Origin of the sequence: Pseudomonas sp. NFPP04, from assembly GCF_900113815.1 — a bacterium.
GTDB classification, from domain to species: Bacteria; Pseudomonadota; Gammaproteobacteria; order Pseudomonadales; family Pseudomonadaceae; genus Aquipseudomonas; species Aquipseudomonas extremorientalis.
In genome coordinates this window covers 155,615-179,563 of record NZ_FOQS01000007.1, presented here as the reverse complement: position 1 = coordinate 179,563, position 23,949 = coordinate 155,615, and the positions used below count along the sequence as shown (strand labels likewise).

Annotated in this window: 27 protein-coding genes; 23 read left to right on the top strand and 4 right to left on the bottom strand. The window is 62.7% G+C overall.

Going from position 1 to position 23,949, the window contains the following annotated elements; genetic code table 11:
* The first annotated feature begins 45 nt into the window (after positions 1-45).
* The gene (gene selO, locus BM017_RS16975; RefSeq protein ID WP_092246502.1) at positions 46-1,509 is read left to right on the top strand and encodes a protein adenylyltransferase SelO; all 1,464 of its coding nucleotides are present in this window, start codon (positions 46-48) and stop codon (positions 1,507-1,509) included.
* A 5-nt stretch (positions 1,510-1,514) separates the two neighbouring features.
* On the opposite strand, the gene BM017_RS16970 is transcribed toward selO, so the two are convergent.
* Both BM017_RS16970 and BM017_RS16965 read right to left on the bottom strand, forming a co-directional pair.
* A complete protein-coding gene (locus BM017_RS16970; RefSeq protein WP_092246499.1) occupies positions 1,515-1,916 on the bottom strand; it encodes a helix-turn-helix domain-containing protein in 402 nt (133 codons plus the stop codon).
* A complete protein-coding gene (locus BM017_RS16965) occupies positions 1,913-2,209 on the bottom strand; it encodes a type II toxin-antitoxin system HigB family toxin (RefSeq protein ID WP_092246496.1) in 297 nt (98 codons plus the stop codon). The genes BM017_RS16970 and BM017_RS16965 overlap by 4 nt, the downstream gene beginning before the upstream one ends.
* A gap of 236 nt (positions 2,210-2,445) precedes the next feature.
* Here BM017_RS16965 and trxC point away from each other — a divergent pair, with 236 nt between their 5' ends.
* The gene (gene trxC / locus BM017_RS16960) at positions 2,446-2,880 is read left to right on the top strand and encodes a thioredoxin TrxC (RefSeq protein ID WP_092246493.1); all 435 of its coding nucleotides are present in this window, start codon (positions 2,446-2,448) and stop codon (positions 2,878-2,880) included.
* 57 nt (positions 2,881-2,937) lie between these two features.
* Here the strand turns inward: trxC and BM017_RS16955 are convergent, their stop codons facing one another.
* Positions 2,938-3,708: a ParA family protein gene (locus BM017_RS16955; protein ID WP_071492339.1), complete on the bottom strand. Its 771-nt coding sequence runs from the start codon at positions 3,706-3,708 to the stop codon at positions 2,938-2,940.
* A 349-nt stretch (positions 3,709-4,057) separates the two neighbouring features.
* Between BM017_RS16955 and BM017_RS16950 the strand changes: the two genes are divergently transcribed.
* Genes BM017_RS16950 through BM017_RS16855 form a run of 20 tightly spaced genes read left to right on the top strand, consistent with a single transcriptional unit; the run spans position 4,058 to position 21,405 of the window.
* On the top strand, positions 4,058-4,777 hold the full coding sequence (locus BM017_RS16950; protein ID WP_092246490.1) for a beta-ketoacyl synthase chain length factor: 720 nt from the start codon (positions 4,058-4,060) through the stop codon (positions 4,775-4,777).
* Positions 4,753-5,565, top strand: coding sequence for a lysophospholipid acyltransferase family protein (locus BM017_RS16945; RefSeq protein WP_092246487.1), 813 nt, complete (start codon positions 4,753-4,755; stop codon positions 5,563-5,565). Before BM017_RS16950 ends, BM017_RS16945 begins: the two co-directional genes overlap by 25 nt.
* Positions 5,543-5,812, top strand: a complete 270-nt coding sequence (locus tag BM017_RS16940; protein ID WP_071492342.1) for a phosphopantetheine-binding protein — start codon at positions 5,543-5,545, stop codon at positions 5,810-5,812. Before BM017_RS16945 ends, BM017_RS16940 begins: the two co-directional genes overlap by 23 nt.
* 9 nt (positions 5,813-5,821) lie before the next feature.
* Positions 5,822-6,076: an acyl carrier protein gene (locus tag BM017_RS16935; RefSeq protein ID WP_016979215.1), complete on the top strand. Its 255-nt coding sequence runs from the start codon at positions 5,822-5,824 to the stop codon at positions 6,074-6,076.
* Complete coding sequence (locus BM017_RS16930) at positions 6,073-6,618, top strand: COG4648 family protein (protein ID WP_092246484.1); 546 nt, start codon at positions 6,073-6,075, stop codon at positions 6,616-6,618. The genes BM017_RS16935 and BM017_RS16930 overlap by 4 nt, the downstream gene beginning before the upstream one ends.
* Positions 6,615-8,285, top strand: coding sequence for an acyl-CoA synthetase family protein (locus BM017_RS16925; RefSeq protein WP_092246481.1), 1,671 nt, complete (start codon positions 6,615-6,617; stop codon positions 8,283-8,285). The genes BM017_RS16930 and BM017_RS16925 overlap by 4 nt, the downstream gene beginning before the upstream one ends.
* Positions 8,278-9,012: a glycosyltransferase family 2 protein gene (locus BM017_RS16920; RefSeq protein ID WP_092246478.1), complete on the top strand. Its 735-nt coding sequence runs from the start codon at positions 8,278-8,280 to the stop codon at positions 9,010-9,012. The genes BM017_RS16925 and BM017_RS16920 overlap by 8 nt, the downstream gene beginning before the upstream one ends.
* Positions 9,009-9,944: an LpxL/LpxP family acyltransferase gene (locus tag BM017_RS16915; RefSeq protein ID WP_092246475.1), complete on the top strand. Its 936-nt coding sequence runs from the start codon at positions 9,009-9,011 to the stop codon at positions 9,942-9,944. Before BM017_RS16920 ends, BM017_RS16915 begins: the two co-directional genes overlap by 4 nt.
* A complete protein-coding gene (gene hutH, locus BM017_RS16910; RefSeq protein WP_092246472.1) occupies positions 9,928-11,469 on the top strand; it encodes an HAL/PAL/TAL family ammonia-lyase in 1,542 nt (513 codons plus the stop codon). The genes BM017_RS16915 and hutH overlap by 17 nt, the downstream gene beginning before the upstream one ends.
* A complete protein-coding gene (locus tag BM017_RS16905; RefSeq protein ID WP_092246468.1) occupies positions 11,462-11,887 on the top strand; it encodes an acyl-CoA thioesterase in 426 nt (141 codons plus the stop codon). The genes hutH and BM017_RS16905 overlap by 8 nt, the downstream gene beginning before the upstream one ends.
* Positions 11,888-11,916: 29 nt before the next feature.
* Positions 11,917-12,570: an outer membrane lipoprotein carrier protein LolA gene (locus tag BM017_RS16900; protein WP_092246465.1), complete on the top strand. Its 654-nt coding sequence runs from the start codon at positions 11,917-11,919 to the stop codon at positions 12,568-12,570.
* Complete coding sequence (locus BM017_RS16895) at positions 12,560-14,872, top strand: MMPL family transporter (RefSeq protein WP_092246462.1); 2,313 nt, start codon at positions 12,560-12,562, stop codon at positions 14,870-14,872. The genes BM017_RS16900 and BM017_RS16895 overlap by 11 nt, the downstream gene beginning before the upstream one ends.
* Before the next feature lie 33 nt (positions 14,873-14,905).
* A complete protein-coding gene (locus BM017_RS16890) occupies positions 14,906-16,153 on the top strand; it encodes an NAD(P)/FAD-dependent oxidoreductase (protein WP_092246459.1) in 1,248 nt (415 codons plus the stop codon).
* Positions 16,150-16,884, top strand: a complete 735-nt coding sequence (locus BM017_RS16885) for a class I SAM-dependent methyltransferase (RefSeq protein ID WP_092246456.1) — start codon at positions 16,150-16,152, stop codon at positions 16,882-16,884. The genes BM017_RS16890 and BM017_RS16885 overlap by 4 nt, the downstream gene beginning before the upstream one ends.
* Positions 16,881-17,363, top strand: coding sequence for a hypothetical protein (locus BM017_RS16880; RefSeq protein ID WP_092246453.1), 483 nt, complete (start codon positions 16,881-16,883; stop codon positions 17,361-17,363). Before BM017_RS16885 ends, BM017_RS16880 begins: the two co-directional genes overlap by 4 nt.
* The gene (locus BM017_RS16875) at positions 17,360-18,526 is read left to right on the top strand and encodes a beta-ketoacyl-[acyl-carrier-protein] synthase family protein (RefSeq protein ID WP_092246450.1); all 1,167 of its coding nucleotides are present in this window, start codon (positions 17,360-17,362) and stop codon (positions 18,524-18,526) included. The genes BM017_RS16880 and BM017_RS16875 overlap by 4 nt, the downstream gene beginning before the upstream one ends.
* Positions 18,523-18,984: a hotdog family protein gene (locus BM017_RS16870; protein WP_092246447.1), complete on the top strand. Its 462-nt coding sequence runs from the start codon at positions 18,523-18,525 to the stop codon at positions 18,982-18,984. The genes BM017_RS16875 and BM017_RS16870 overlap by 4 nt, the downstream gene beginning before the upstream one ends.
* On the top strand, positions 18,981-19,709 hold the full coding sequence (locus BM017_RS16865) for a 3-ketoacyl-ACP reductase FabG2 (protein WP_092246444.1): 729 nt from the start codon (positions 18,981-18,983) through the stop codon (positions 19,707-19,709). The genes BM017_RS16870 and BM017_RS16865 overlap by 4 nt, the downstream gene beginning before the upstream one ends.
* A complete protein-coding gene (locus tag BM017_RS16860) occupies positions 19,709-20,935 on the top strand; it encodes a beta-ketoacyl-ACP synthase (RefSeq protein WP_071492357.1) in 1,227 nt (408 codons plus the stop codon). Before BM017_RS16865 ends, BM017_RS16860 begins: the two co-directional genes overlap by 1 nt.
* A gap of 26 nt (positions 20,936-20,961) precedes the next feature.
* Positions 20,962-21,405 carry a hypothetical protein gene (locus BM017_RS16855; protein WP_092246441.1) on the top strand — a complete coding sequence of 148 codons (444 nt, stop codon included), beginning with the start codon at positions 20,962-20,964 and terminating at the stop codon, positions 21,403-21,405.
* A gap of 160 nt (positions 21,406-21,565) precedes the next feature.
* Here BM017_RS16855 and BM017_RS16850 read toward each other — a convergent pair whose 3' ends face one another.
* Entirely contained in the window at positions 21,566-22,459 is an 894-nt protein-coding gene (locus BM017_RS16850) for a LysR family transcriptional regulator (protein ID WP_092246437.1), read from the bottom strand.
* Between the two features lie 124 nt (positions 22,460-22,583).
* Here BM017_RS16850 and BM017_RS16845 point away from each other — a divergent pair, with 124 nt between their 5' ends.
* A complete protein-coding gene (locus BM017_RS16845; protein WP_092246434.1) occupies positions 22,584-23,858 on the top strand; it encodes an MFS transporter in 1,275 nt (424 codons plus the stop codon).
* The last annotated feature ends 91 nt before the right edge of the window (positions 23,859-23,949 follow it).

Sequence of the window (23,949 nt, the reverse complement as noted above, 5' to 3'; positions counted from 1 at the left end):
CGCTATCCCCAGCAGAATGCTCGGACATTCTGCTGGAGATGGCCGGTGAAAGCCCTCGACGAACTGACCTTCGACAACCGCTTCGCACGCCTGGGCGATGCGTTCTCAACCCACGTATTGCCCGAGCCCCTCGACGCACCGCGCCTGGTCGTGGCGAGCGAGGCCGCCATGGCCCTGCTCGACCTGGACCCCGCCGTTGCCGAAACACCGGTGTTCGCCGAACTGTTCGGCGGGCACAAACTGTGGGCCGAGGCAGAGCCGCGGGCGATGGTCTATTCCGGGCATCAGTTCGGCGGCTACACCCCGCAATTGGGTGACGGCCGTGGGTTGTTGCTGGGCGAGGTGTACAACCAGGCGGGCGAGCATTGGGACCTGCACCTCAAGGGCGCCGGCATGACGCCTTACTCACGCATGGGCGATGGGCGTGCCGTGCTGCGCTCGTCGATCCGCGAATTCCTGGCGTCCGAAGCGCTGCATGCGCTGGGCATCCCCAGCAGCCGCGCGCTGTGCGTGATCGGTTCCGACACCCCGGTGTGGCGCGAAAAACAGGAACGCGGCGCGATGGTATTGCGCATGGCGCACAGCCATATCCGCTTCGGGCATTTCGAATACTTCTACTACACCAAGAAACCCGAGCAGCAGGCGCAACTGGCCGAACACGTGCTCAACCTGCACTACCCCGAATGCCGCGAACAGCCCGAGCCGTACCTGGCGATGTTCCGCGAAATCGTCGAGCGCAATGCCGAGCTGATCGCCAAATGGCAGGCATATGGCTTCTGCCACGGGGTGATGAACACCGACAACATGTCGATCCTCGGTATCACCTTCGACTTCGGGCCGTTTGCATTCCTGGACGACTTTGACGCGCACTTCATCTGCAACCACTCGGATCACGAAGGGCGCTATTCCTTCAGTAATCAGGTGCCGATCGGGCAGTGGAACTTGAGTGCATTGGCGCAGGCGCTGACACCGTTTATCAGCGTCGATGCGTTGAAGGAAGCACTTGGGTTGTATCTGCCGCTTTATCAAGCGAACTACCTGGACCTGATGCGCCGCCGCTTGGGGCTGACCATCGCCGAAGACGATGACCAGCAACTGGTCGAGCGTTTACTGAAGCTGATGCAAAACAGCGGCGTGGATTACACCCTGTTCTTCCGGCGCCTGGGGGATGAATCGGCGGCGTTGGCCGTAGCGCGGCTGCGCGATGACTTTGTCGACCTGGCCGGGTTTGATGCCTGGGCCGAGCAGTACAAGGCGCGCGTTGAGCGGGATGGGGAATTCAGCCAAGAACAACGCCGTGCGCGGATGCATGCGGTGAACCCTCTGTATATCCTGCGCAACTACCTGGCGCAGAACGCCATCGTTGCCGCCGAATCCGGGGATTACAGCGAAGTGCGGCGGTTGCATGCGGTGCTTTCCAAGCCGTTTGAGGAGCAAGCGGGGATGGAGCAGTACGCACAGCGGCCGCCAGATTGGGGGAAACATTTGGAGATTAGTTGTTCGTCGTAAAGCCTCTAGATGAAGGTTTCTACTGAAACCCCAAAACGCTCAGCCAGCCAACGTATTTGGCGTATGTTGAGCTGGCGTTTACCGCTTAACACCTCAGAGACCACCGACTGGGCCCCCACCCCCGGCAGGTCACTCTGAGTGAGATGGTGTTCACGCATCATGTATCGCAATACTTCAGCACCACTGGCGACCGGCATGGGACGGTGCTCATGATCGTAGGCTTCGATCCAGTCACTGAGGATATCTACCAGACTTATCAACGGGCTGTCTTCATTTTCACCGATCAGAGTCAGCAACTCGTCCAAACCACATACCAGCGCATCGTAGTCTGCTTCGTTCTCTGGTTTGCGCATCACTGGCGAAACGAATTGCCAATGTTCGGCCGCTACTCGCATAAGCGCGCTCATCTGTTTTTTTCCTTCCATTTGTCTTTCTCATAATCGCGATGATCAAGCAGATGCTTGATGTAAACGCGCTGCGCCCGATACTCCACGACCGCAATCAACCTCAGCTTGTTTCCTCCAATATCGAATACGTGAAATTCCCCAACCTTATCCGCGGCGGGAAACATTGCTTTCATCGCTGCGAAATCCTTGGGGAAATTTCGCTTCATTATTCGATACCACTGATCCAATGCCGTCGCTGACTGCGGCCACTTTTCCTTTGCTTCCCAGATCCTTTTCTCACTGATCACTCGCATGCAACATCCTTATCGCATCTTGCTATGAAGGTTAGAGCTGTCGCTTAAATATCGCAATTTGCTATAGCCATAAACAGACCAATGGAGCCAAAACAGAACAGACGCTAACAGCCTAGATAGGCGACCCCGCATCAGCACGAGCGAAACTGTGAGTGGATGAGTCCTCCCCTCTCCGCTTGATAAACCCTAGGCCCGACTCCAAATACAGTCCATTGGCCACATCCAAGGAGACCACCATGCCCGAACCTCTTGTCATCCCCTGCCCCCACTGCAACGGCCTCAACCGCATCCCCGGTGAACGCCTGGGTGATGCGCCCAAATGCGGGCGCTGCAAGCAGCCGGTTTTGTCGAACAAGCCGTTTGAGTTGAAGCAAGGCGACTACGCCAGTCAAATCAAGGGCGATTTGCCGTTGCTGGTGGATGTGTGGGCGGACTGGTGTGGGCCGTGTAAGTCGTTTGCGCCGGTGTTCGAGCAGGCGGCCGGGCAGTTGGCGGGCAAGTGCCGGTTGGCCAAGCTGGACAGCGAGGCCAATCAGCAGTTGTCGGCACAGTTGGGGATTCGCTCGATTCCCAGTTTGATTCTGTTCAAGAACGGCCGCGAAGCGGCGCGCCAGAGTGGGGCGCTTGCGTTGCCGCAATTGATGAGCTGGTTGCATAGCCAAGGCGTGTAACTCGGCCTTGGAAACCACCCATCCCCCTCCCACAGGGGTTTTGTGTTGTCTTTTGGATCACGCGTTTTCCAGCAGGTTATGCAACTCTACAAACTGCTGCGTCAGCTTGTGCCGTGGGTCCAGGTGGATCAGCGGCTTGCTCTCCTGGTGCGACTCACGCATGCGCACGGAGCTGGCCAAGTACACCGGCAGCACCGGCAACCCTTCTGCAATCAACTCATCCAGCATCTGCTGCGGCAGGCTCGCCCGGGCCTGGAACTGATTGACCACGATGCCTTCCACTTCGAGGTCCTCGTTGTGGTCTTCCTTCAACTCTTCGATCTCCGCCAGCAGACCATACAGAGCCTGGCGCGAGAAGCTGTCGCAATCGAAGGGGATCAGCACGCGATCAGCGGCAATCAGCGCTGAAACCGCATAAAAATTCAGTGCTGGAGGCGTATCCAGGTAAATCCGGTCGTAATCTTCGCTCAGCTCATCCAGCAGCTTTCGCAGCTTGTTGATCTTGTGCTTGGCCTCGAGCTTGGGCTGCAGGTCCGCCAGTTCTGCGGTTGCGGTGATCACGTGCAGGTTGTCGAAGGGGGTCTCGTAGATATCCACCCGGTTTTTCTTCGAAAACGGCCCGGAAGACAGGGTTTGCTTGAAGAATTCGGCAATACCCATGGGGATATCGTCGCCGGTCAGCCCAGTGAGGTATTGGGTTGAATTGGCTTGCGCATCGAGGTCCACCAACAGGGTTCGATAACCTTCGCTGGCGCTGACTGCCGCCAGGTTGCAGGCAATGCTGGACTTGCCAACGCCACCTTTTTGATTGAACACCACACGCCGCATGGAAAAACCTCCGTGTATCAATGAATGTCCGAGTGTAGAGGGCAAAAGCGCCTGTTAGCTACCTCGTTCATCCATGCACTGCTGCATCACGATGCCATTGGCACGATAGCTGTCATACACAGCCCACAGATTAAAAAGAACGGTCCGACAATCCATCCAGTCCTTGGGTAAAGGACAATCTGTCAATTCTTTCCACTATTTTGTAATCGACCGTGCACAAATCTTTACCAAAGTTTGCTAGAACCCCACGGCACCGGGATAATGCGCGCCATTCGGCTATTGTTCCCTGTCCCGGTATTCGGGGCCAAAAGTCGCACATGGAAGCCCGCAGGGGCGGGACAACTTCTCAGTGATCACTTTCAACATCGCCCAATGGCGCGCCTGGGCCCCCGGGCTCGATAGCGTGGATGACTGGCGCGCCTGGTGTCAGGCGCCGGCGTTGCTGCCCGCAAGTGATGCAGCCCCTGATGTCTCGTTCCTGCCGGCCATGCAGCGCCGCCGCCTGAGCAGGCTGGCGCGCATGGCGTTCAGCGTGGGTTGGCCACTGGCCGAAGGCCTGCAGGACCTGCCGCTGGTGTTTATCTCCCGGCATGGCGAAACCCCGCGCACCCTCGACATCCTCAGCGACCTGGCCAGCGAACAACCGCTGTCGCCAACCCAGTTCAGCCTGTCGGTGCACAATGCGGTGATTGGCCTTTGGTCGATCCTGCGCAATGAAACCAGCGAAATGACCGCCCTCGCCGCCGCCGGCGATGGCCTGGAACACGGTATGCTCGAAGCCGCCGCGCTGCTCAACGAAGGTGCGACGGCGGTTTTACTGGTGATAACCGAAGAGCAGGCGCCCGAAGCCTATGCCAGCTGGATCGTCGACGTGCCCTTCCCCTACGCCCTCGGTTTGCTGCTGACGCCGGGCGACGAGTGGCAACTGGAACTCGGTACCGGCACTGTCCAACCCACTCAAACCCAGTGGCCCCACGCCCTGAACCTGCTGCGCACCCTGCTCACCGAACAGGTCGCCTGCCAACATGCCTGGAAGAACCGCGTATGGAACTGGCAACGCAAGCCCTGAATGACAAACCACGAGACGCCTATTACTGGCGCCTGTTCGCCACCGCCGCCAGCTTTGCGCTGTTCGGTTTCGGCGGGTTGTGCCTGCGTTTGCTGGTGTTTCCTTTGCTCAGTTGCCTGCCAGGGGACGCTGCAAAGCACCGCAGCCGCGCCCGTCACACGATCAGTTGGCTGTTCTGGTTCTTTATCCGCCTGATGCAACGCGCCGGCGTGCTGACCTACAGCGTCGAAGGTGCCGAAAAGCTGGGTCGCCCGGGCCAGATGATCATCGCCAACCACCCATCGCTGATCGACGTGGTATTCCTGATCGGCCTGGTGCGCCAGGCCAATTGCGTGGTCAAGCAGAGCCTGTGGCAGAACCCGTTCACCCGCGGCCCGGTGCGCGACGCCGGTTATATCAGCAACGACGGCAGTGCCGAGATGCTCGATGCTGCCGCAGACGCCCTGCGCAGCGGCCAGACCCTGATCATCTTTCCCGAGGGCACCCGCACCACACCCGGCGCGGCGCCTGCCTTTCATCGCGGCGGTGCCGCCATTGCACTGCGGGGTGCGACAATCATCACCCCCGTGGTGATCAAGGTCAGCCCGACCACGCTGACCAAGGCCGAACCCTGGTATCGCATCCCTAAATGCCGCGTGCACTTCAGTTTGCGGGTGGGTGCCGATATAGAACCACAGGCGTTCGCAACACTGGGGCCCGCGCCCCAGGCCTCACGCAAGCTCAACGATTACCTGCATCACTATTTTATTAAGGAGCTCGCCGAAGATGAGCGACCAACACCGCCTTGAGCACGACATAAAGGCGCTGATCATCGAGGCCCTGGGCCTGGAAGATATCAGCGTCGACGATATCGGCAGCGATCAGACCCTGTTCGGCGAAGGCCTCGGCCTGGATTCGGTAGATGCCCTGGAACTGGGCCTGGCGATCCAGAAAAAGTACGGCATCAAGATCGATGCCGACGCCAAGGACACCCGCAATCACTTCACCAACGTGGCCAGCCTTGCGGCGTTCGTCACGGCCAGACAGGCAGCTTGAGACCGGACCATGCAAACTCGTGACGATATTTTCAACACCCTGCGCGATGCCTTGGTGGAACTGTTCGAACTGCCGCCGGAACGCGTTACCCTGGACGCCAACCTGTACCAGGACCTGGAAATCGACAGCATCGATGCCGTCGACTTGATCGACCATATCAAGCGCCAGACCGGCAAGAAGATCGCCGCCGAGGAATTCAAGGCTGTGCGCACCGTGAACGACGTGGTTGAGGCGGTGTACCGTCTGGTCACGCCTGCCGCATGAGCCGGTTGATCGGCCTTGGCCTGTTGCTGGCGGGGCTGCTGTACCCCTTTGCGGTGTATTACGGCACCGAACACTTCGCCCCGTGGCAATTCGGTCTGCTGCTCGGCAGTCTGTGGCTGCTGCGCGCGCTGACCGGTGCACGACGCCCGGGCAGCCGCGGGATGGCGCTGGCGGTGATCGTGTTCTGCCTGTTGCTCGCCTGGTTCGACAACCCCCGCCTGCTGCGCTGGTACCCGAGCCTGGTCAGCGCGTTCATGCTGGCGCTGTTCGGCCTGAGCCTCAAATATGGCCCGCCGATGGTCGAGCGCCTGGCGCGCATGACCGACCCGGTGCTGGCGCCGCATGCCATCGTGTACACCCGCCAGGTCACCGTGGTGTGGAGTGTGTTTTTTCTGTGTAATGGCCTGCTCGCCGCCGCCCTCACCCTGTGGGCACCGCTGAGCTGGTGGACGTTGTACAACGGCCTGATCGCCTACGGGCTGATGGGGCTGTTGTTTGCCGTGGAATGGCTGGTACGACAAAGGGTTCGAGGCCGCGTATGAATGGGTTGAAACTTGAGCACGTGCTGCTTGAGCCGCTGGAACAGCGTCCGGTTACCACCGAACCTGCCATGAATCATGCCCAACTGTGGGCATACTCCCTGAGCCTGGCGGCGGGCCTGCAAGCCCGCGGCATCCAGCGACTGGCCGTGTACCTGGAAGATGCCGGCCTGCTGGCGATTGCCCTGCTGGGTGCCTGGCGGGCCGGAGTCAGCGTACTGCTGCCCGCCGACCTGCAACCTCAGACCCGCCAACGCTGGGATGAGGCCGTCGATGCCTGGCTGACCGAAGCGGCTGACCTTGAGTCGCTGTATGCGGCGCCATTGAGCGCTGCCGCACTTGAACTGGACGCTTGCCAACTGAGCCTGTGCACCTCCGGCTCCAGCGGCGAACCCAAGCGCATCGACAAGACCCTGCGTCAACTGGCCAACGAGGTCGAGGCCCTGGAAACCCTGTGGGGCCAGGACCTCAAGGACGCCTGCATCATCGGCAGCGTCGCCACCCAACACATCTACGGTTTGCTGTTCCGCGTCCTGTGGCCGCTGTGCGCCGGCCGTACCTTTGTGCGCAAGCAACTGGCATTCCCTGAAGACATGCAGCGCGCCAGTCGCGAGCATGCGCACTTTGCCTGGGTTGCCAGCCCGGCACTGCTCAAGCGCATGGGCGATAACCTCGACTGGCCGGCACTGAGCAGCGTGTCGCGGGTGTTTTCGTCCGGCGGCGCTTTGCCGGTGGACGCCGCCGGCAGCCTGTACGACCGCTTGCAACAATGGCCGACCGAGATTCTCGGCAGCTCGGAAACCGGCGGCATCGCCTGGCGCCAAGGCGCACAGCCGTGGCAGCCGTTTACCGACGTGCAACTGAGCCAGGATGCCGACGGTGCCCTGCGCATTGCATCGCCTTACCTGCCTGAGGGGCATGTCGAACAGACCGCCGACGCCGCACGCATCCATGCCGATGGCCGTTTCGAGCTGCTCGGCCGCCTGGACCGCATCGTCAAGCTGGAAGAAAAACGCATCTCCCTGCCCATGCTGGAACACGCGTTGATGACCCACCCGTGGGTCGCCGACACCCGCCTGGGCGTAGTCCAGGAAAATCGCGCCTCGCTTGGTGCGCTGGTGGTGTTGAGCGCCGAAGGCCTGCATGCCTTGCGCAATCAAGGCCGCCGGACCGTCACCCAAACCCTGCGCCAACACCTGAGCCAGCACTGCGAAGCCCTGGCCCTGCCGCGTCGTTGGCGATTGCTGAGGCAGCTGCCGCTGAACAGCCAAGGCAAACTGCCTCAGGCCGACATCGAGGCACTGCTGCTGGCACCCCGGCCCAAGGCACCGGAAGTATTGGAGCGCGTCGAAGCCAACGGCGAATGGACCGTGCAACTGAGCGTCCCGCCAGACCTGGCCTATTTCAGCGGCCACTTCCCGGTCACGCCGGTGCTGCCGGGCGTGGTGCAAGTCGAGTGGGCGTTCAACCTGGGCCAACAACTGCTCGATTTGCCACCGAGTTTTGCGGGTATGGAAGTGCTCAAGTTTCAGCAATTAGTGCGCCCAGGCGATGGGATCGAACTGCACCTGCGCTTTGACCCGGAACGCGGCAAATTGTATTTCGCCTATCGCAACGGCGTAGCGGCCTGCTCCAGCGGACGCATTCAGTTGGTGGCATCCAATGCATAACCCCTGCGCCCTGATCCCGGTCTACAACCACGAAGCCGCCGTGCCGGCCGTGGTCCGCAGCCTGCTGGACAGCGGCCTGCCCTGCCTGTTGGTGGATGACGGCAGCAGCCCGGCGTGCGCAGCGGTATTGGCGCAACTGGCAACCCTGGACAACGTCACCCTGCTGACCTTGCCGAACAACCAGGGCAAAGGCGGCGCGGTGATGGCCGGCTTTCGCGAAGCCGCACGCCTGGGTTTCAGCCACGCCCTGCAAGTCGACGCCGACGGCCAGCATGACCTGCGCGAAGTCGAGACCTTTATCGACACCTCGCGCCGGCATCCCGATGCGATTATCTGCGGCTATCCCGAATACGACGACAGCGTGCCCAAAGGCCGCTTGTACGCGCGCTACCTGACCCACGTGTGGGTGTGGATCAACACCTTGTCGTTGCAGATCCGCGACTCGATGTGCGGCTTTCGCGTGTACCCGCTGGCACCGGTGCTGGCGCTGATGGACTCGGCCTACATCGGCACGCGCATGGACTTCGACTCCGACATTCTGGTGCGCCTGGCCTGGCGCAACCAACCGATGCGCTGGCTGCCGACCCAGGTGCATTACCCGGCCGATGGCCTGTCGCACTTCCGCCTGTTCCGCGACAACGTACGCATCTCGGCCATGCACACCCGACTGTTCTTCGGCATGCTGATCCGCGCGCCGATGATCCTGTGGCGGCGGTGGCAGGCATGAGTGACAGCAGCAAACACTGGGCCGACCGCGAGGAGCGCGGCAGCTATTGGCTGATGAAACTCACCGCCTTCGCCGCCAAGGTCCTTGGTCGTCGACTGCTGAGCCCGGTGTTGTACGGCATCGTCCTGTACTTCTTCCTGTTCGGCCGCACCGCCCGACAGAGCGCCTGGCAATACCAGCAGCGCCTGGCCGACTGGAGCGGGCGTGACGAACTGCGCCCTACCCACTGGAAAGTCTTCGGCCAGTTCATGGCCTTTGCCGACTCGTTGCTCGACAAGCTCGACGTGTGGAACGGCAAGTTGCGTCTGGAGCAGATTGAAATCAACGACCCTGCGCAATTGCGCGGGCAACTGCGGGGCGAGCGCGGGCAGATGCTGGTGGGCGCGCACCTGGGCAACCTCGAAGTGTGCCGGGCGCTGGCCGAGATCGGTGAACAGGTCACCATGAACGTGCTGGTGCACACCAAGCACGCCGAACAATTCAACCGTCTGTTGGGCGAGGCCGGGGCGACGCACTTGCGCCTGATCCAGGTCAGCGAGCTGGACCCGGCCACCATGCTGCTGCTCAGCCAGCGCCTGGATGACGGCGAGTGGCTGGCCATCGCCGGCGACCGCGTGCCGCTGCACGGTGGGCGCACGGTGCGTGTGGACTTCCTCGGCCACGACGCCGCCTTCCCCCAAGGCCCGTGGCTGCTGGCCGGCCTGCTCAAATGCCCGGTGAACCTGTTGATGTGCCTCAAGCACGGCAGCCGCTATCGCCTGAGCATCGAGCCGTTTACGCCGCTGATCGAATGGAAACGCACCACCCGCGAGCAGGTCATAGCCCTGTGGACCGCACGCTACGCCGCACGCCTGGGCGAGTTCTGCCTGGAAGCGCCCCGACAATGGTTCAACTTTTACCCTTTCTGGAAGACCGATGACCACGCATCTTGAGCCGGTAACCTTTGGCGAACGCCCTTTGCGCATCGAAGACGTGCTGGCCCTGGCCAACCGTCAAGCGCCTACGCAGTTGCAGGATGACCCCGCGTATCGCCAGCGCATCGCCAAGGGCGCGCAGTTCCTCGACTCGCTGCTGGACAAGGAAGGCGTGATCTACGGCGTGACCACCGGCTACGGCGACTCCTGCGTGGTGGCGGTGCCCTTGCAGCACGTCGAAGCGCTGCCGCGTCATCTGTACACCTTCCACGGTTGCGGCCTGGGCAAGTTGCTCGACGCCCAGGCCACCCGGGCGGTGCTGGCGGCTCGTTTGCAGTCGCTGTGCCACGGCGTATCCGGTGTGCGCGTGGAGCTGCTGGAGCGCCTGCATGCGTTCCTCGAACACGACGTGCTGCCGCTGATCCCGGAAGAAGGCTCGGTGGGCGCCAGCGGTGACCTGACGCCCCTGTCCTACGTGGCCGCAACCCTGTCCGGCGAACGTGAAGTGATGTTCCGTGGCGAACGCCGCCAGGCCGCCGACGTGCACCGCGAACTGGGCTGGAACCCGCTGGTGCTGCGCCCCAAGGAAGCCCTGGCGCTGATGAACGGCACCGCCGTGATGACCGGCCTGGCGTGCCTGGCCTTCGCCCGCGCCGACTACCTGCTGCAACTGGCCACGCGCATCACCGCGCTGAACGTGGTGGCGCTGCAAGGCAACCCGGAACACTTCGACGAGCGGCTGTTCGCCGCCAAGCCGCACCCGGGGCAGATGCAAGTCGCCGCCTGGCTGCGCAAGGACCTGGCCATCGATGCGCCGACCGCGCCACTGCACCGTCTGCAGGACCGTTACTCACTGCGCTGCGCGCCCCACGTCCTCGGCGTGTTGGCCGACAGCCTAAACTGGCTGCGTTCGTTCATCGAGATCGAGCTGAACAGCGCCAACGACAACCCGATCATCGACGCCGAAGAAGAACGCGTGCTGCACGGCGGGCACTTCTACGGCGGGCATATCGCCTTTGCCATGGACAGCCTCAAGACCCTGGTGGCCAACGTCGCCGACCTGCTCGACCGCCAGCTCGCACTGTTGGTGGACGTGCGCTACAACCACGGCCTGCCGAGCAACCTGTCCGGCGCGCCGGCTGACCGCGCCATGATCAACCACGGCTTCAAGGCGGTGCAGATCGGCACCAGCGCCTGGACCGCCGAAGCCCTGAAAAACACCATGCCCGCCAGCGTGTTCTCGCGCTCCACCGAGTGCCACAACCAGGACAAGGTGAGCATGGGCACCATCGCCGCCCGCGATGCGATCCGCGTGCTGGAGCTGACCGAACAGGTCGCCGCCGCAACTTTGCTCGCGGCCAACCAGGGCGTGTGGCTGCGGGCCCAGGCCGAGGATGCGCGGCCGCTGCCACCGGCCTTGGCCGCCATGCACGCGGAACTGGCCAAGGACTTCCCGCCGGTCATCGAAGACCGCGCCCTGGAAGGCGAACTGCGCCTGTGCCTGCAACGCATCGCCGAACAACACTGGAGGCTGCATGCGTAACCCTGGCGTGCTGCATTGCGACACTGAAATCCTCGTGCCGTTTTTTGACGTCGACACCATGAACGTCGTGTGGCACGGGCATTACGTGAAGTACCTGGAGGTGGCGCGTTGCGCGCTGCTGGACAAGCTCGGCCACAACTACGCGGCGATGCTCGAATCGGGCTACGCCTGGCCGGTGATCGACCTGCAACTGCGCTACGTGCGCGGCGCCGTGTTCGGCCAGACCATCAACGTACGCGCCAGCCTGGTGGAGTGGGAGAACCGCTTGAAGGTCAACTACCTGATCACCGACCTGGCCAGCGGCGAGCGTTTGACCCGCGCCAGCACCGTGCAAGTCGCGGTGGAAATCGCCACGCGCGAGATGCAACTGGCCTCCCCCAAAGTCTTCACCGACGCCGTCGAAAGGGCCCTGAAATGAAATCCCATGTGGGAGGGGGCTTACCCCCGATGGACTTCAACGATAACGCGATCCGCCGGACACTACGCAGCGCCCTCAGGCTCATCGCGGGCAAGCCCGCTGCCACATTTTTGATCGGGTTGTTCCTGAGCTTTAGTGCACATGCTTTTGACTTGCAACAACTCAGCGACCAACTGGCCAAACCCTCGGTGATCCACGGCAACTTCACCCAGGAAAAACACCTGCGTGCCCTGCCCCAGCCCTTGGTCAGCAAAGGCACCTTCGTGCTCGCCAAGGACCATGGCCTGCTGTGGCTGCTGAAAACGCCACTGCAACAGGACTACCGCATCAGCGCCCAGGGCATTGCCCGTCGCGACGCCAATAGTTGGCAACTGCTGCCGAACAAGAGCGCCGGTGCCGAACAAAATCGGCTGTTCCTCGCCGTACTGCAGGGCGACAGCAGCGGCCTGCAACGTGACTTCGAATTGAAGCTGCAAGGCGAGGCCAAGCAGTGGAAGTTGACCCTGATCCCGCGCTCGCTGTTGCTCAAGCAAGTCTTCACCCAGATCAACATCGACGGCGGCGACCTGGTGCAAACCATCGAACTGCTGGAAACCCAGGGCGACAGCACCGTGCTGCGCATGCAGGACAGCCATGCCGACCTGCCCCTGAGTGAAGCGGAGCAACACGACTTTGCCCAGTGAGCGCCTGCTGCCGCGCCTGTTCCTGATCCTGCTGGTGGCCGTGCTGGCCCTGGCCGGCTGGCAGTGGCGCCACGGTGCGCCGCTGTCGGCCAACCTGATGGAACTGGTGCCGGGCAACACCCCGGATGCGCTGGAACAGCAAGCCGAACAACGCATGCAGGAGCCGCTGAACCGCGAAATGCTGGTGCTGGTGGGACATGCCGACCGCCAGCAAGCCGTGGCCGTGGCGCAACAGTTGGGCGAGCGCTGGCAGGCCAGCGGGCTATTCGAAAAAGTGCAGTGGAACCTGCAAGCCGACTTGCCGGCACTGCGCGAGCAATTGCTGCGTGGCCGCCTGGCGATGCTGTCAGCCAAGGACCGCGAGCAACTGATCGAGCATCCCGATGCGTTTATCCAGCAACGCGTACAGGCGCTGTTCGACCCCTTCACCGGATTCAGCCTGGTGCCGAGCCAGGATGACTGGCTGGGCCTGACCGGGCGTATCCAGAACAGCCAGCCGCAACACGGCTCGGTGCAACTGGATATCGGCAGCGGCGCATTGATCGCCGATGCCGACGGCAAAAGCTGGGTGCTGCTGCGGGCACGCACCACCGGCAATGCCTTCGACATGAAACTGCCGTTGCAGGTGGCGGATCTGCTCCAGGCGAGCCGCGAGCAAGCCGGTCAGCAAGGCGCGCAGTTGCTCGCCGCCAGCGGTTTGTTGTACGCCGCCAATGGTCAACAGCAGGCCACGCGGGAGATCACCTGGGTCGGCGGCGGCGCTACCGTTGGCATCCTGTTGTTGCTGTTGCTCGCCTTCCGCCGCTGGCGCGTGCTGCTGGCCTTTGTGCCGGTGCTGGTGGGCATGCTGTTTGGCGCGGTGGCCTGTGTGGCGCTGTTCGGCCATATGCATGTGATGACCTTGGTACTCGGTTCCAGCCTGATCGGCGTGGCGGTGGATTACCCGCTGCACTACCTGTCGAAGAGCTGGAGCCTGCAGCCGTGGCGCAGTTGGCCGGCGTTGCGCATCACCTTGCCCGGTTTGAGTCTGAGCCTGGCCACCAGTTGCATCGGCTACCTGGCGCTGGCCTGGACGCCGTTCCCGGCGCTGACCCAGATTGCGGTGTTCTCCGCGGCGGGACTGGTCGGTGCGTACCTGTCCGCCGTGTGTCTGCTGCCGGCGCTGCTCAAGGGCGTCGAACTGCGCCCGGCGCAATGGCCGCTGCGCGTCGCGCAATGCCTGTGGCTAGCGCGCGAGTCGCTGCTCAAGCGCGTGCCGAGCCCGGCATTGCTGGCGCTGGTGCTGCTGTTTTGCGCCGGTGGCCTGTGGCACTTGAACAGCAAGAATGATATCCGCCAGTGGATCGGCGCGCCGCCGCAGCTGCTGCAAGAAGCCCAGGCCGTGGCGCGGATCACCGGGTTCCAACCCACCAGCCAGTTTTTCCTGGTGCGTGCAGACAACCAGCAACAGCTGTTGGAGCGTCAACACGCGTTGGGCCAACGCCTAGATCAGTTGGTGAACATGGACAAGCTCCAGGGCTACCTGGCGCTCGATCAACTGGTCAGCCTGCCCGCCGAACAGCAACAACTGCGCGACGCACTGAACGCACTGCCGCAACACTGGCAGCCGCTGCTGGACCTCGGCGTGCCCGCCAGTGCCCTGCAAGCCGAAGTCGCACAGTTGCAAGCACTGCCCACCCAAGACATCGACGCCGCGCTGAAAGGCCCGCTGGCCGAGCCTTGGCGCACGCTGTGGCTCGGGCCGGTGGACGGCGGCGTGGCGGCGATGGTCAGCCTGCAAGGCTTGAACAACCCCGCGCTGCTGCGCGTGCAAGCGCTGGATCTGCCCGGCGTGCAGTTGGTCGACCGCCTGGGCGACTTGAACCGGGTGTTTGCCGACACCCAGATCAGCGCCGCTGAATTGAAGTTGATCTCCTGCGTCTTGATCGTCCTGCTGCTGATCCTGCCGTTCGGTCTCGGCGGGGCCTTGCGCATCGTCGCCCTGCCATTGCTGGCGGCGCTGTGCAGCCTGGCCAGCCTCGGTTGGCTGGGCCAGCCGCTGACGCTGTTCAGCCTGTTCGGCCTGCTGCTGGTCACGGCCATCAGCGTGGACTACGCAATCCTGATGCGCGAACAGATAGGCGGTCCTGCGGTCAGTCTTCTCGGCACATTGCTGGCGGCGCTGACGACCTGGTTGTCGTTTGGCCTGCTGGCCGTATCAAGTACGCCAGCGGTGAGCAATTTCGGCTTATCGGTCAGCCTGGGCCTGGCATTCAGCTTGATGCTGGCACCCTGGGCCGGGCGGCAGAAGCACGCCTTATGAATGTAATTATCGCCAATGTGGCAAGGAGCCCTCGTGCCCACAGTTGAAATGGAACGTCGCCAGGTGGTGGTGATCGGTGCCGGTCCATCCGGGGCTATCGCCGCCGCGCTGTTAAAGCGCAAAGGGCATGATGTATTGATCATCGAGCGCCAGCATTTCCCACGGTTCTCGATTGGCGAAAGCCTGCTGTCGCACTGCATCGACTTTATCGAAGAAGCCGGCATGCTCGACGCCGTGCAGGCGGCAGGTTTCCAGGTGAAAACCGGCGCTGCGTTTGCCTGGGGCGAGCGCTACAGCGCGTTTGATTTCGGCGACACCTTCAGCAACGGCAAACCCACTACCTTCCAGGTGCAGCGCGGCGAGTTCGACAAGTTGCTGGCCGATCAGGCAGCCAAGCAAGGCGTGGATATCCGCTACGGCGAAACCATTGTCGGCGTGGACTTCAAGGGCGAGTCGCGCTACCTGCATGTACGCAGGGAAAACGGCAGCGAGTACCACCTCAAGGCCAAGTTCGTGCTCGATGCCAGCGGCTACGGCCGGGTGTTGCCGCGCCTGCTGGAGCTGGATCTGCCGTCGGACTTTCCGGTGCGCCAGGCGGTGTTCACCCACATCGAAGATCGCATCGAACACCCAGGTTTCGAGCGCAGCAAGATCCTGGTGACCACACACCCGACCCAGCGTGATATCTGGTTCTGGACCATTCCGTTCAGCAACGGCCGCTGCTCGGTGGGCGTGGTCGCTGCCAGGCAGCATTTCGACGGTCGTGACAGTGACCTCGACGCCTGCCTGCGCGGCTTCATCGATGAAACCCCGAGCCTGGCCGGTGTGCTGCAAAACGCCGTATGGGATACGCCGGCGCGGACCATCGGCGGCTACGCGGCCAACGTCAAAACCCTGCACGGGCCTGGCTTTGCGCTGCTGGGCAACGCGGCGGAATTTCTCGACCCAGTGTTTTCTTCGGGCGTGACCATCGCCATGCGTTCGGCGAGCATGGCGGCCGGCGTGCTGCATCGTCAGCTCAACGGCGAAACCGTAGACTGGCAGACAGAGTTTGCCGAACCGTTGAAGCGCGGTGTCGATACGTTCCGCTGCTACGTCGAAGGCTGGTACGCCGGGACGTTCCAGGATGTGATCTTCCATCCGGGCAGTTCGCCGGAGATTCGCCGGATGATCGCGTCGATCCTCGCCGGTTATGCGTGGGATGAGCGCAACCCGTTTGTGAGTGAACCCAAGCGACGCTTGCGGATGTTGTCGGAAATTTGCGCAGGGGACGCCGCGTGAGCAGTCAGTATTTGAGTAAGAACTACGTCGAAGAAACCAGGTTCGGCTTCTGGTTCCTGCGCAGCCACACCTGGCAGCACCATGTGTTGCGCGTGGCGATCAACGACCTGCGCAGCCTGTTCACCGAACCACTGCCACAAGCGCCGGTGCTGCTGGACGCCGGTTGCGGCCAGGGCAAATCCTTCAAGCTGTTGCAGCAGGTGTTCGCCCCGAAGCGCCTGATCGGTCTTGACGCGGACCTGCACAGCCTGGAACTGAGCCGTGAAGAAGCGGCGCGCCAGGGCCTGGCCATCGAGCTGATCGGCAGTGACTGCGCCACCCTGCAGGTGTCGGACGACAGCGTGGACATCCTGTTCTGCCACCAGACCTTCCACCACTTGGTAGAGCAGCATCGCGCACTCAAGGAGTTCTACCGCGTGCTCAAGCCAGGCGGTTACTTGCTGTTTGCCGAGTCCACCGAAGCCTATATCGACACCTGGGTGATCCGCTGGCTGTTCCGCCACCCGATGCATGTGCAGAAAAGCGCCGAAGAATACCTGGAGATGCTCCGCGAACAGGGCTTTGAGTTCGGCCCGCAAAACGTCTCGTACCCGTACTTGTGGTGGAGCCGCTCCAGCGACTTCGGCCTGCTGGAACGCTGGGGCCTGCGCAAGGCACCGCCGGTGGGCCAACGCGAAGAAACCCTGGTCAACTGCGTGGCACGCAAACCACTGGCGAGTGCCAACCCATGATGCGCTGGCTGTTGATCGGTTGCCTGTTGCTGCTGGGCGCCTGCGCCAGCCAGGCGCCGTTGCCCGAGAAAATCCCGGCCCTGGCCTTGCCGCTGCAACTGCATGTGCAACGCCTGGCTGACGGCCAGAGCCAGGACTGGCTGTTGGTGATCCAGCGCGAAGCCAATGGCATTCGTTGGTCGATGATGGACCCCCTGGGCATTCCCCAGGCCCGGCAAAAGCTGATCGATGGCGAGTGGCAAGCCGATGGCTTGCTGCCGCCCAACCCCCAGGCACGCGAGCTGTTTGCCGCGCTGCTGTTTGCGCTGACCTCGGCGGATGACGTGCGTACGCTGTACCCCAGCGCGCAGGCGATGGATTTGACGCGCACCCTGCCGGGCCATTGGCAGATCGTGTACCAGTCGTCCGAGGTGTTCAGCGTAAACATGACTGGCCACCCCTTGAGCTACCGCATCACACCGCTAGGAGCGGCACGATGACCGCCTACCTGAACGCCCTGGGCGTGATTTGCGCCCTTGGCCGTGGCCAGGCGGAGGTCAGCCGCAGCCTGTTTGCCGGTGACTGCTCCGGCATGCGCGCCGAAAGCGGCTGGGTCCCAGACCGTGTGCTGCCGGTGGCCGGTGTGCACGGCGAGCTGGCAACCATCCCCGCTGAGCTGGGCCAGCAAAGCAGCCGTAATAACCAGTTGCTGCTGGAAGCGGCGTTGCAGATCGAGGGCGAGATCCGCCAGGCGATCCACACCTACGGCGCCTCACGAGTCGGTATCGTGCTCGGCACCAGCACCTCGGGTATCGATGAAGCCAGTCGCGGTATTGCCCATTACCTGCGCGAACACCAGTTCCCCGGCGATTACGATTACCGGCAGCAGGAACTCAGCGCCCCGGCGAACTTCCTCGCCGACTGGCTGCAACTGAGCGGCCCGGCCTATGTGATCTCCACCGCCTGCACCTCCAGCGCGCGCGCATTGATGAGCGCCCAGCGCCTGCTGGACCTGGGCGTGTGCGATGCAGTGATCTGCGGCGGCGTCGACAGCCTGTGCAAGCTCACGCTCAACGGGTTCAGTGCCTTGGAAGCGGTGTCGAACGAACGCTGCAACCCGTTTTCGGTGAACCGTAACGGCATCAACATCGGCGAAGCGGCCGTGCTGTTCCTGATGAGCAAGGTGCCTGCCCCCATCGCCCTGCTGGGCAGCGGCGCCAGTTGCGATGCGCACCATATTTCCGCGCCGGAACCCACCGGCAAAGGTGCATTGCAGGCGATGCGCAAGGCCCTGGCCAGCGCGAAATTGCAGCCCGGGCAGATCGGCTATCTGAACCTGCACGGCACCGCCACCCAGCATAACGATGCGATGGAAAGCCTGGCGGTCGCCAGCCTGTTCCCCCACGGCGTGGCCTGCTCGTCGACCAAACCCCTGAGCGGGCATACCCTGGGCGCTGCCGGTGCGCTGGAAGCGGCGTTCTGCTGGTTGAGCCTGGCCCACCACCGGGTGCCGCCGCATGTCTGGGATGGCCAGGCCGACCCGGCACTGCCCGCCTTGCACTGGGCGCAAGCCGCAGAGCCCCTGGAAAAACGCTGCCTGATGAGCAACTCGTTTGCCTTCGGCGGTAACAATGTCAGCCTGATTATTGGAGAGGCCCCATGATCGATTGGCCACTCGCCGAACTGCTGCCCCATGCGGGCGACATGATCCTGATCGACCAGGTGCTGTCGTTCGATGAAGAGCAGGTCCACACCCGCACCACAATCAAGCCAGGCGGCCTGTTCAACCGCGCTGACGGCAGCCTGCCGGCCTGGGTCGGCATCGAGTTGATGGCGCAAAGCGTCGCCGCCTACGCCGGTTGCCACGCGCGCCAGAAAGGTGAAGCGGTGGAACTGGGTTTCCTGCTCGGCACGCGCAAGTTCGAATGCAACGTGGAACACTTTCCGGCAGGCGCCGAGCTGAGCATCCACGGCCTGCGTTCCCTGGAAGACGACAATGGCATGGGTGTGTTCGAATGCCACCTGACCGGTGACGGTATCCAGGCGAGCGCCCGCTTGAATGTATTTCGACCGCCCCAGGCGGCCAATTATTTAGATGAATCGAAGGACGTAACGCCATGACTGAATCCGTACTGGTCACCGGCTCCAGCCGTGGCATCGGTCGCGCTATTGCACTGCGCCTGGCCCAGGCCGGGCATGACCTCGTGCTGCACTGCCGCAGCGGGCGTAGCGACGCCGATGCGGTGCAGGCCGAGGTTGAAGCCCTGGGCCGCAAGGCGCGGGTGCTGCAGTTCGATGTGGCGGATCGTGCGCTGTGCAAGGAAATTCTCGAGGCCGATGTGGAGCAACATGGCGCCTACTACGGCGTGGTGCTCAATGCCGGCCTGACCCGTGACGGCGCATTCCCGGCCCTGTCGGAGGAGGACTGGGACGTGGTGATGCGCACTAATCTGGACGGTTTCTACAACGTGCTGCACCCGGTGATGATGCCGATGATTCGTCGTCGCGCAGCCGGGCGTATCGTGTGCATCACGTCGGTTTCCGGTTTGATCGGCAACCGTGGCCAGGTCAACTACAGCGCGTCCAAAGCCGGCCTGATCGGCGCGGCCAAGGCCCTGGCCATCGAGCTGGGCAAGCGCAAGATCACCGTCAACTGCGTCGCCCCCGGCTTGATCGACACGGCGATGCTGGATGAAAACGTACCGGTGCAAGAGCTGATGAAAATGATCCCGGCGCAGCGCATGGGCACGCCGGAAGAAGTCGCCGGTGCGGTGAACTTCCTGATGTCGGCCGAAGCCGGCTATATCACGCGCCAGGTCCTGGCCGTGAATGGAGGCTTGTGCTGATGAAGCGCGTCGTCGTCACCGGCATGGCCGGCATGACCTCCCTGGGCAGCGATTGGGCGAGCATTTCGGCCAACTTCCGCGCCAACCGCAGTGGCATCCGGCGCATGGACGAGTGGGACCGCTTCACTGAATTGAACACGCGCCTGGCCGGGCCGATCGACGACTTCGTCGTGCCCGCCCATTGGACGCGCAAGCAACTGCGCAGCATGGGCCGCGTCTCGCGTCTGGCGGTGTGGGCGGCGGAGCAGGCGTTGCAGGACGCCGGCTTGCTCGGTGACGAGTCGATCAAGGACGGACGCATGGGCGTGGCTTGCGGCTCGTCCACCGGCAGCACGGACGAGATCAAGGCGTTCGGCAATATGCTGCTGAACTCGGTGGCCGAGGGGCTGAATGCCAACTCCTACGTGCGCATGATGCCGCACACCACGGCGGCGAATATCAGCATCTTCTTTGGCCTGACCGGACGGCTGATCCCCACGTCCAGCGCATGCACCAGCGGCAGCCAGGGCATCGGCTATGCCTATGAGGCGATCAAGTTCGGCCGCCTGCCCCTGATGCTCGCCGGCGGTGCCGAAGAGCTGTGCCCCACCGAAGCCATGGTGTTCGACGCGCTCTACGCCACCAGCCTGAAAAACGACGCCCCGCAAACCAGCCCACGCCCCTATGACAGTGGCCGCGATGGCCTGGTGATCGGTGAAGGCGGCGGCATGCTGGTGCTCGAAGAACTGGAACATGCGCTGGCGCGCGGTGCGCATATCCATGCCGAGATTGTCGGCTTCGGCAGCAATGCCGACGGTCAGCACACCACCCGCCCGGAGCAGAAAACCATGCGCCGCGCCATGGAGCTGGCCCTGGAAGATGCCGGGCTTGAGCCGTCCGCGATCGGCTACGTGAACGGGCATGGCACGGCCACCGACCAAGGCGACATCGCCGAAACCCTGGCCACCAGCAGCCTGTTCGGCACCCGCATGCCCATCAGTTCGCAGAAGAGTTTCCTCGGCCACACCCTCGGCGCGTGCGGCGCGCTGGAGTCGTGGTTCAGCATCGAGATGATGAACCGCGACCAGTACGTGCACACCTTCAACCTGGACACCGTCGACCCGCAATGCGGCGAGCTGGATTACCTGCAGGGTGACTTCCGCGAGATGCACCACGACTACGTGATGAACAACAACTTTGCCTTTGGCGGCGTCAACACCTCGCTGATTTTCCGCCGCTGGGCCTGACTCTTTAATCGATTGGAGAAAACGGAATGTCTTCCTTGCTACGCGTTACCTTGATCACCCTGGCCCTGCTGGTCAGCGCCGGCTGCACCAGCAAACCGATCCTCAATACCCAGCACGACCTGCCGGCCAACGCCCAGGTCAGCGAAGAAAAAATGAAAACGGTGATCGTCAACGCCCTGCAAAAGCGCGAATGGACGGTACAACGCCTCAGCCCGCAACTGGTGCAGGCTGAAATCACTGTGCGTAACCAGTACTACGCCGCCATCGACATCCGCTACACCCGCAACAGCTACGCCATCACCTACCGCGACAGCCGCGAACTGGGCTACAAGGATGGCAAGATCCATCGCAACTACAACCGTTGGGTGAACAATCTGGATAGCGACATCATGGCGGGCTTGCGCAGCAATGGCGTGAATGAGGCGGGGACGGCGGCGCAGTTGTTTGAGCAGACGGGGACGTCGAAGTAAGACCAGCGTCAGGCACACCCCCTCCGTGGTGAGCGGGCTATTGTGGTGAGCGAGCTTGCTCGCGCTGGGCTGCGTAGCGACCCCAAAGATCTTGGGAGCGCTTCGCACTCCAGCGCGGGGCAAGCCCGCTCACCACAACAAGCGCGCTCACCACAAAGCGTTATTGGGCAGCCTTGCGCGTCAACAACTCCACAAACGCCTCTGCCATGGGCGTCTGCGCGCCCTTGCGTTGCACCAGCCACACCGCCGTCATCGCCTCCTGATCCAGCAGCGTGCGATACACCACACCATCGATCCGAATGCGCTGGTAGGACGCTGGCAGTACCGACACGCCCAAGCCCGCCGCCACTAGGCCGATGATGGTCATCGCCTCCCCGGCCTCCTGGGCAAAGTGCGGGCTGAAGCCAGCATCACGCGCCAGGTTGAGCAACTGGGCATAGAGGCCGCTGCCGTAAGTGCGCGGGAAAAACACAAACGGCTCCTGTGCCAATTGCGCCAGGTGCAAACCACGCTCGCTGCCCGCCACCAACGGGTGACCAGCATTCAGCACCGCCACCAAGGGTTCGCGCATCAACTCGACCACGCTCAAGGAATCCGGCAAGGGCAGTGGCCGCATCAAGCCCACCTGGATCGACTCATCCACCAGCGACTCGGCCACTTCGGTGCTGCTCATCTCCTGCAGGTTCAGATGCACCGCCGGGAATGCCTGGCGAAACGCGAAAATTGCCTGGGGAATACTGGAGTTGAACGGTGCCGACGAGGTGAAACCAATCTTCAATTCACCCAGCTCGCCCAACTGCGCCCGACGCGCCACATCCGCCGCCTTGTCCACCTGCGCCAGCACCAGCCGCGCCTCTTGCAAGAACAGCCGCCCGGCCTCGCTCAGCTCGACCCGACGATTGGTCCGCTCAAACAAACGTGCGCCCACCTCTTGCTCCAGCGCCTGAATCTGCTGGCTCAACGGCGGCTGCGAAATGCCCAACACCTGCGCGGCCCGGCCGAAATGCAGTTCTTCGGCGACGGCGATGAAGTACCGCAAGTGACGCAATTCCATGCAAACCTCATTAGGTCGTTAAAGCTATCAAACAGGTCGAACAATATATTGGAAAGAATCATTAGGGAGCTATATTCTTTTTTGCATTGCCGGTCCTGGCACGCTCTTCCTCCCCGAGGTCCCCGTGAAAGCTGCTGTCGCTCCACTCGCTCAAGAAGTCCCGCCCACTGCCCTGGATGAGGTGGTGGCCCAGCTCAATGACGAGTACATCGAAAAAGGCACGCCGATGTTCATGCGTACGGTGCTGGCACTGTTCTCCGGCGGTTTCGCCACTTTTGCGCTGCTGTATTGCGTGCAGCCGATGATGCCGGCGCTGTCCCACGAATTTTCCATCAATGCGGCACAAAGCAGCCTGATCCTGTCGGTGGCCACGGCGATGCTCGCATGTGGTTTGTTGATCACCGGGCCGATTTCCGACCGCCTGGGGCGCAAGCCGGTGATGGTCTCCGCGTTGTTCTGCGCCGCGCTGGCGACCATCGCCAGCGGCCTTATGCCGACCTGGGAAGGCATCCTGCTGATGCGTGCACTGGTGGGTCTGTCGCTCAGCGGCCTGGCCGCCGTAGCCATGACCTACCTGAGCGAAGAAATCCACCCGCAGCACATCGGCCTGGCCATGGGCTTGTACATCGGCGGTAACGCAATTGGCGGCATGAGCGGGCGGCTGATCATCGGCGTGTTGATCGACTTCGTCAGTTGGCACACCGCGATGCTGATCATTGGCGGTCTGGCGCTGATCGCCGCCACGGTGTTCTGGAAGATCCTCCCCGAATCACGCAACTTCCGCGCTACCAGTCTCAAGCCGCGCAGCCTGGTGGATGGCTTTGTCATGCATTTCAAGGACGCCGGCCTGCCGTGGCTGTTCCTCGAAGCGTTCCTGTTGATGGGCGCGTTCGTGACGATGTTCAACTACATCGGCTATCGCCTGCTGGCCGATCCTTATGACCTGAGCCAAGCCGTGGTCGGCCTGCTGTCGCTGGTGTACCTCTCGGGCATCTACAGCTCGGCGAAAATCGGCTCCCTGGCTGACCGCCTTGGCCGCCGTCGCGTGCTGTGGGGCACCATCGTGCTGATGCTGGCCGGCATGGCCCTGACCTTGTTCACCCCCCTGTGGCTTGTTGTGCCGGGCATGCTGATCTTCACCTTCGGCTTCTTCGGCGCCCACTCGGTGGCCAGCAGCTGGATCGGCCGCCGCGCGGTGAGAGCCAAGGGGCAAGCGTCGTCGCTGTACCTGTTCTGCTACTACGTGGGGTCGAGTATTGCGGGGACGGCAGGCGGGTTCTTCTGGCACTTCGCCGGGTGGAACGGGATCGGCGCGTTTATCGTGGCGCTGTTGATCGGGGCGTTGCTGGTGGCGTTGAAGTTGGCAAAGTTGCCGCCGTTGGGGCAAGCGAAGGCCTGAGTTTCTCTGGCTTTTAATGTGGGAGGGGGCTACACCCCGATGAGGGTAGATCAGTCATAGTTGTACTGACTGGTACACCGCCATCGGGGGC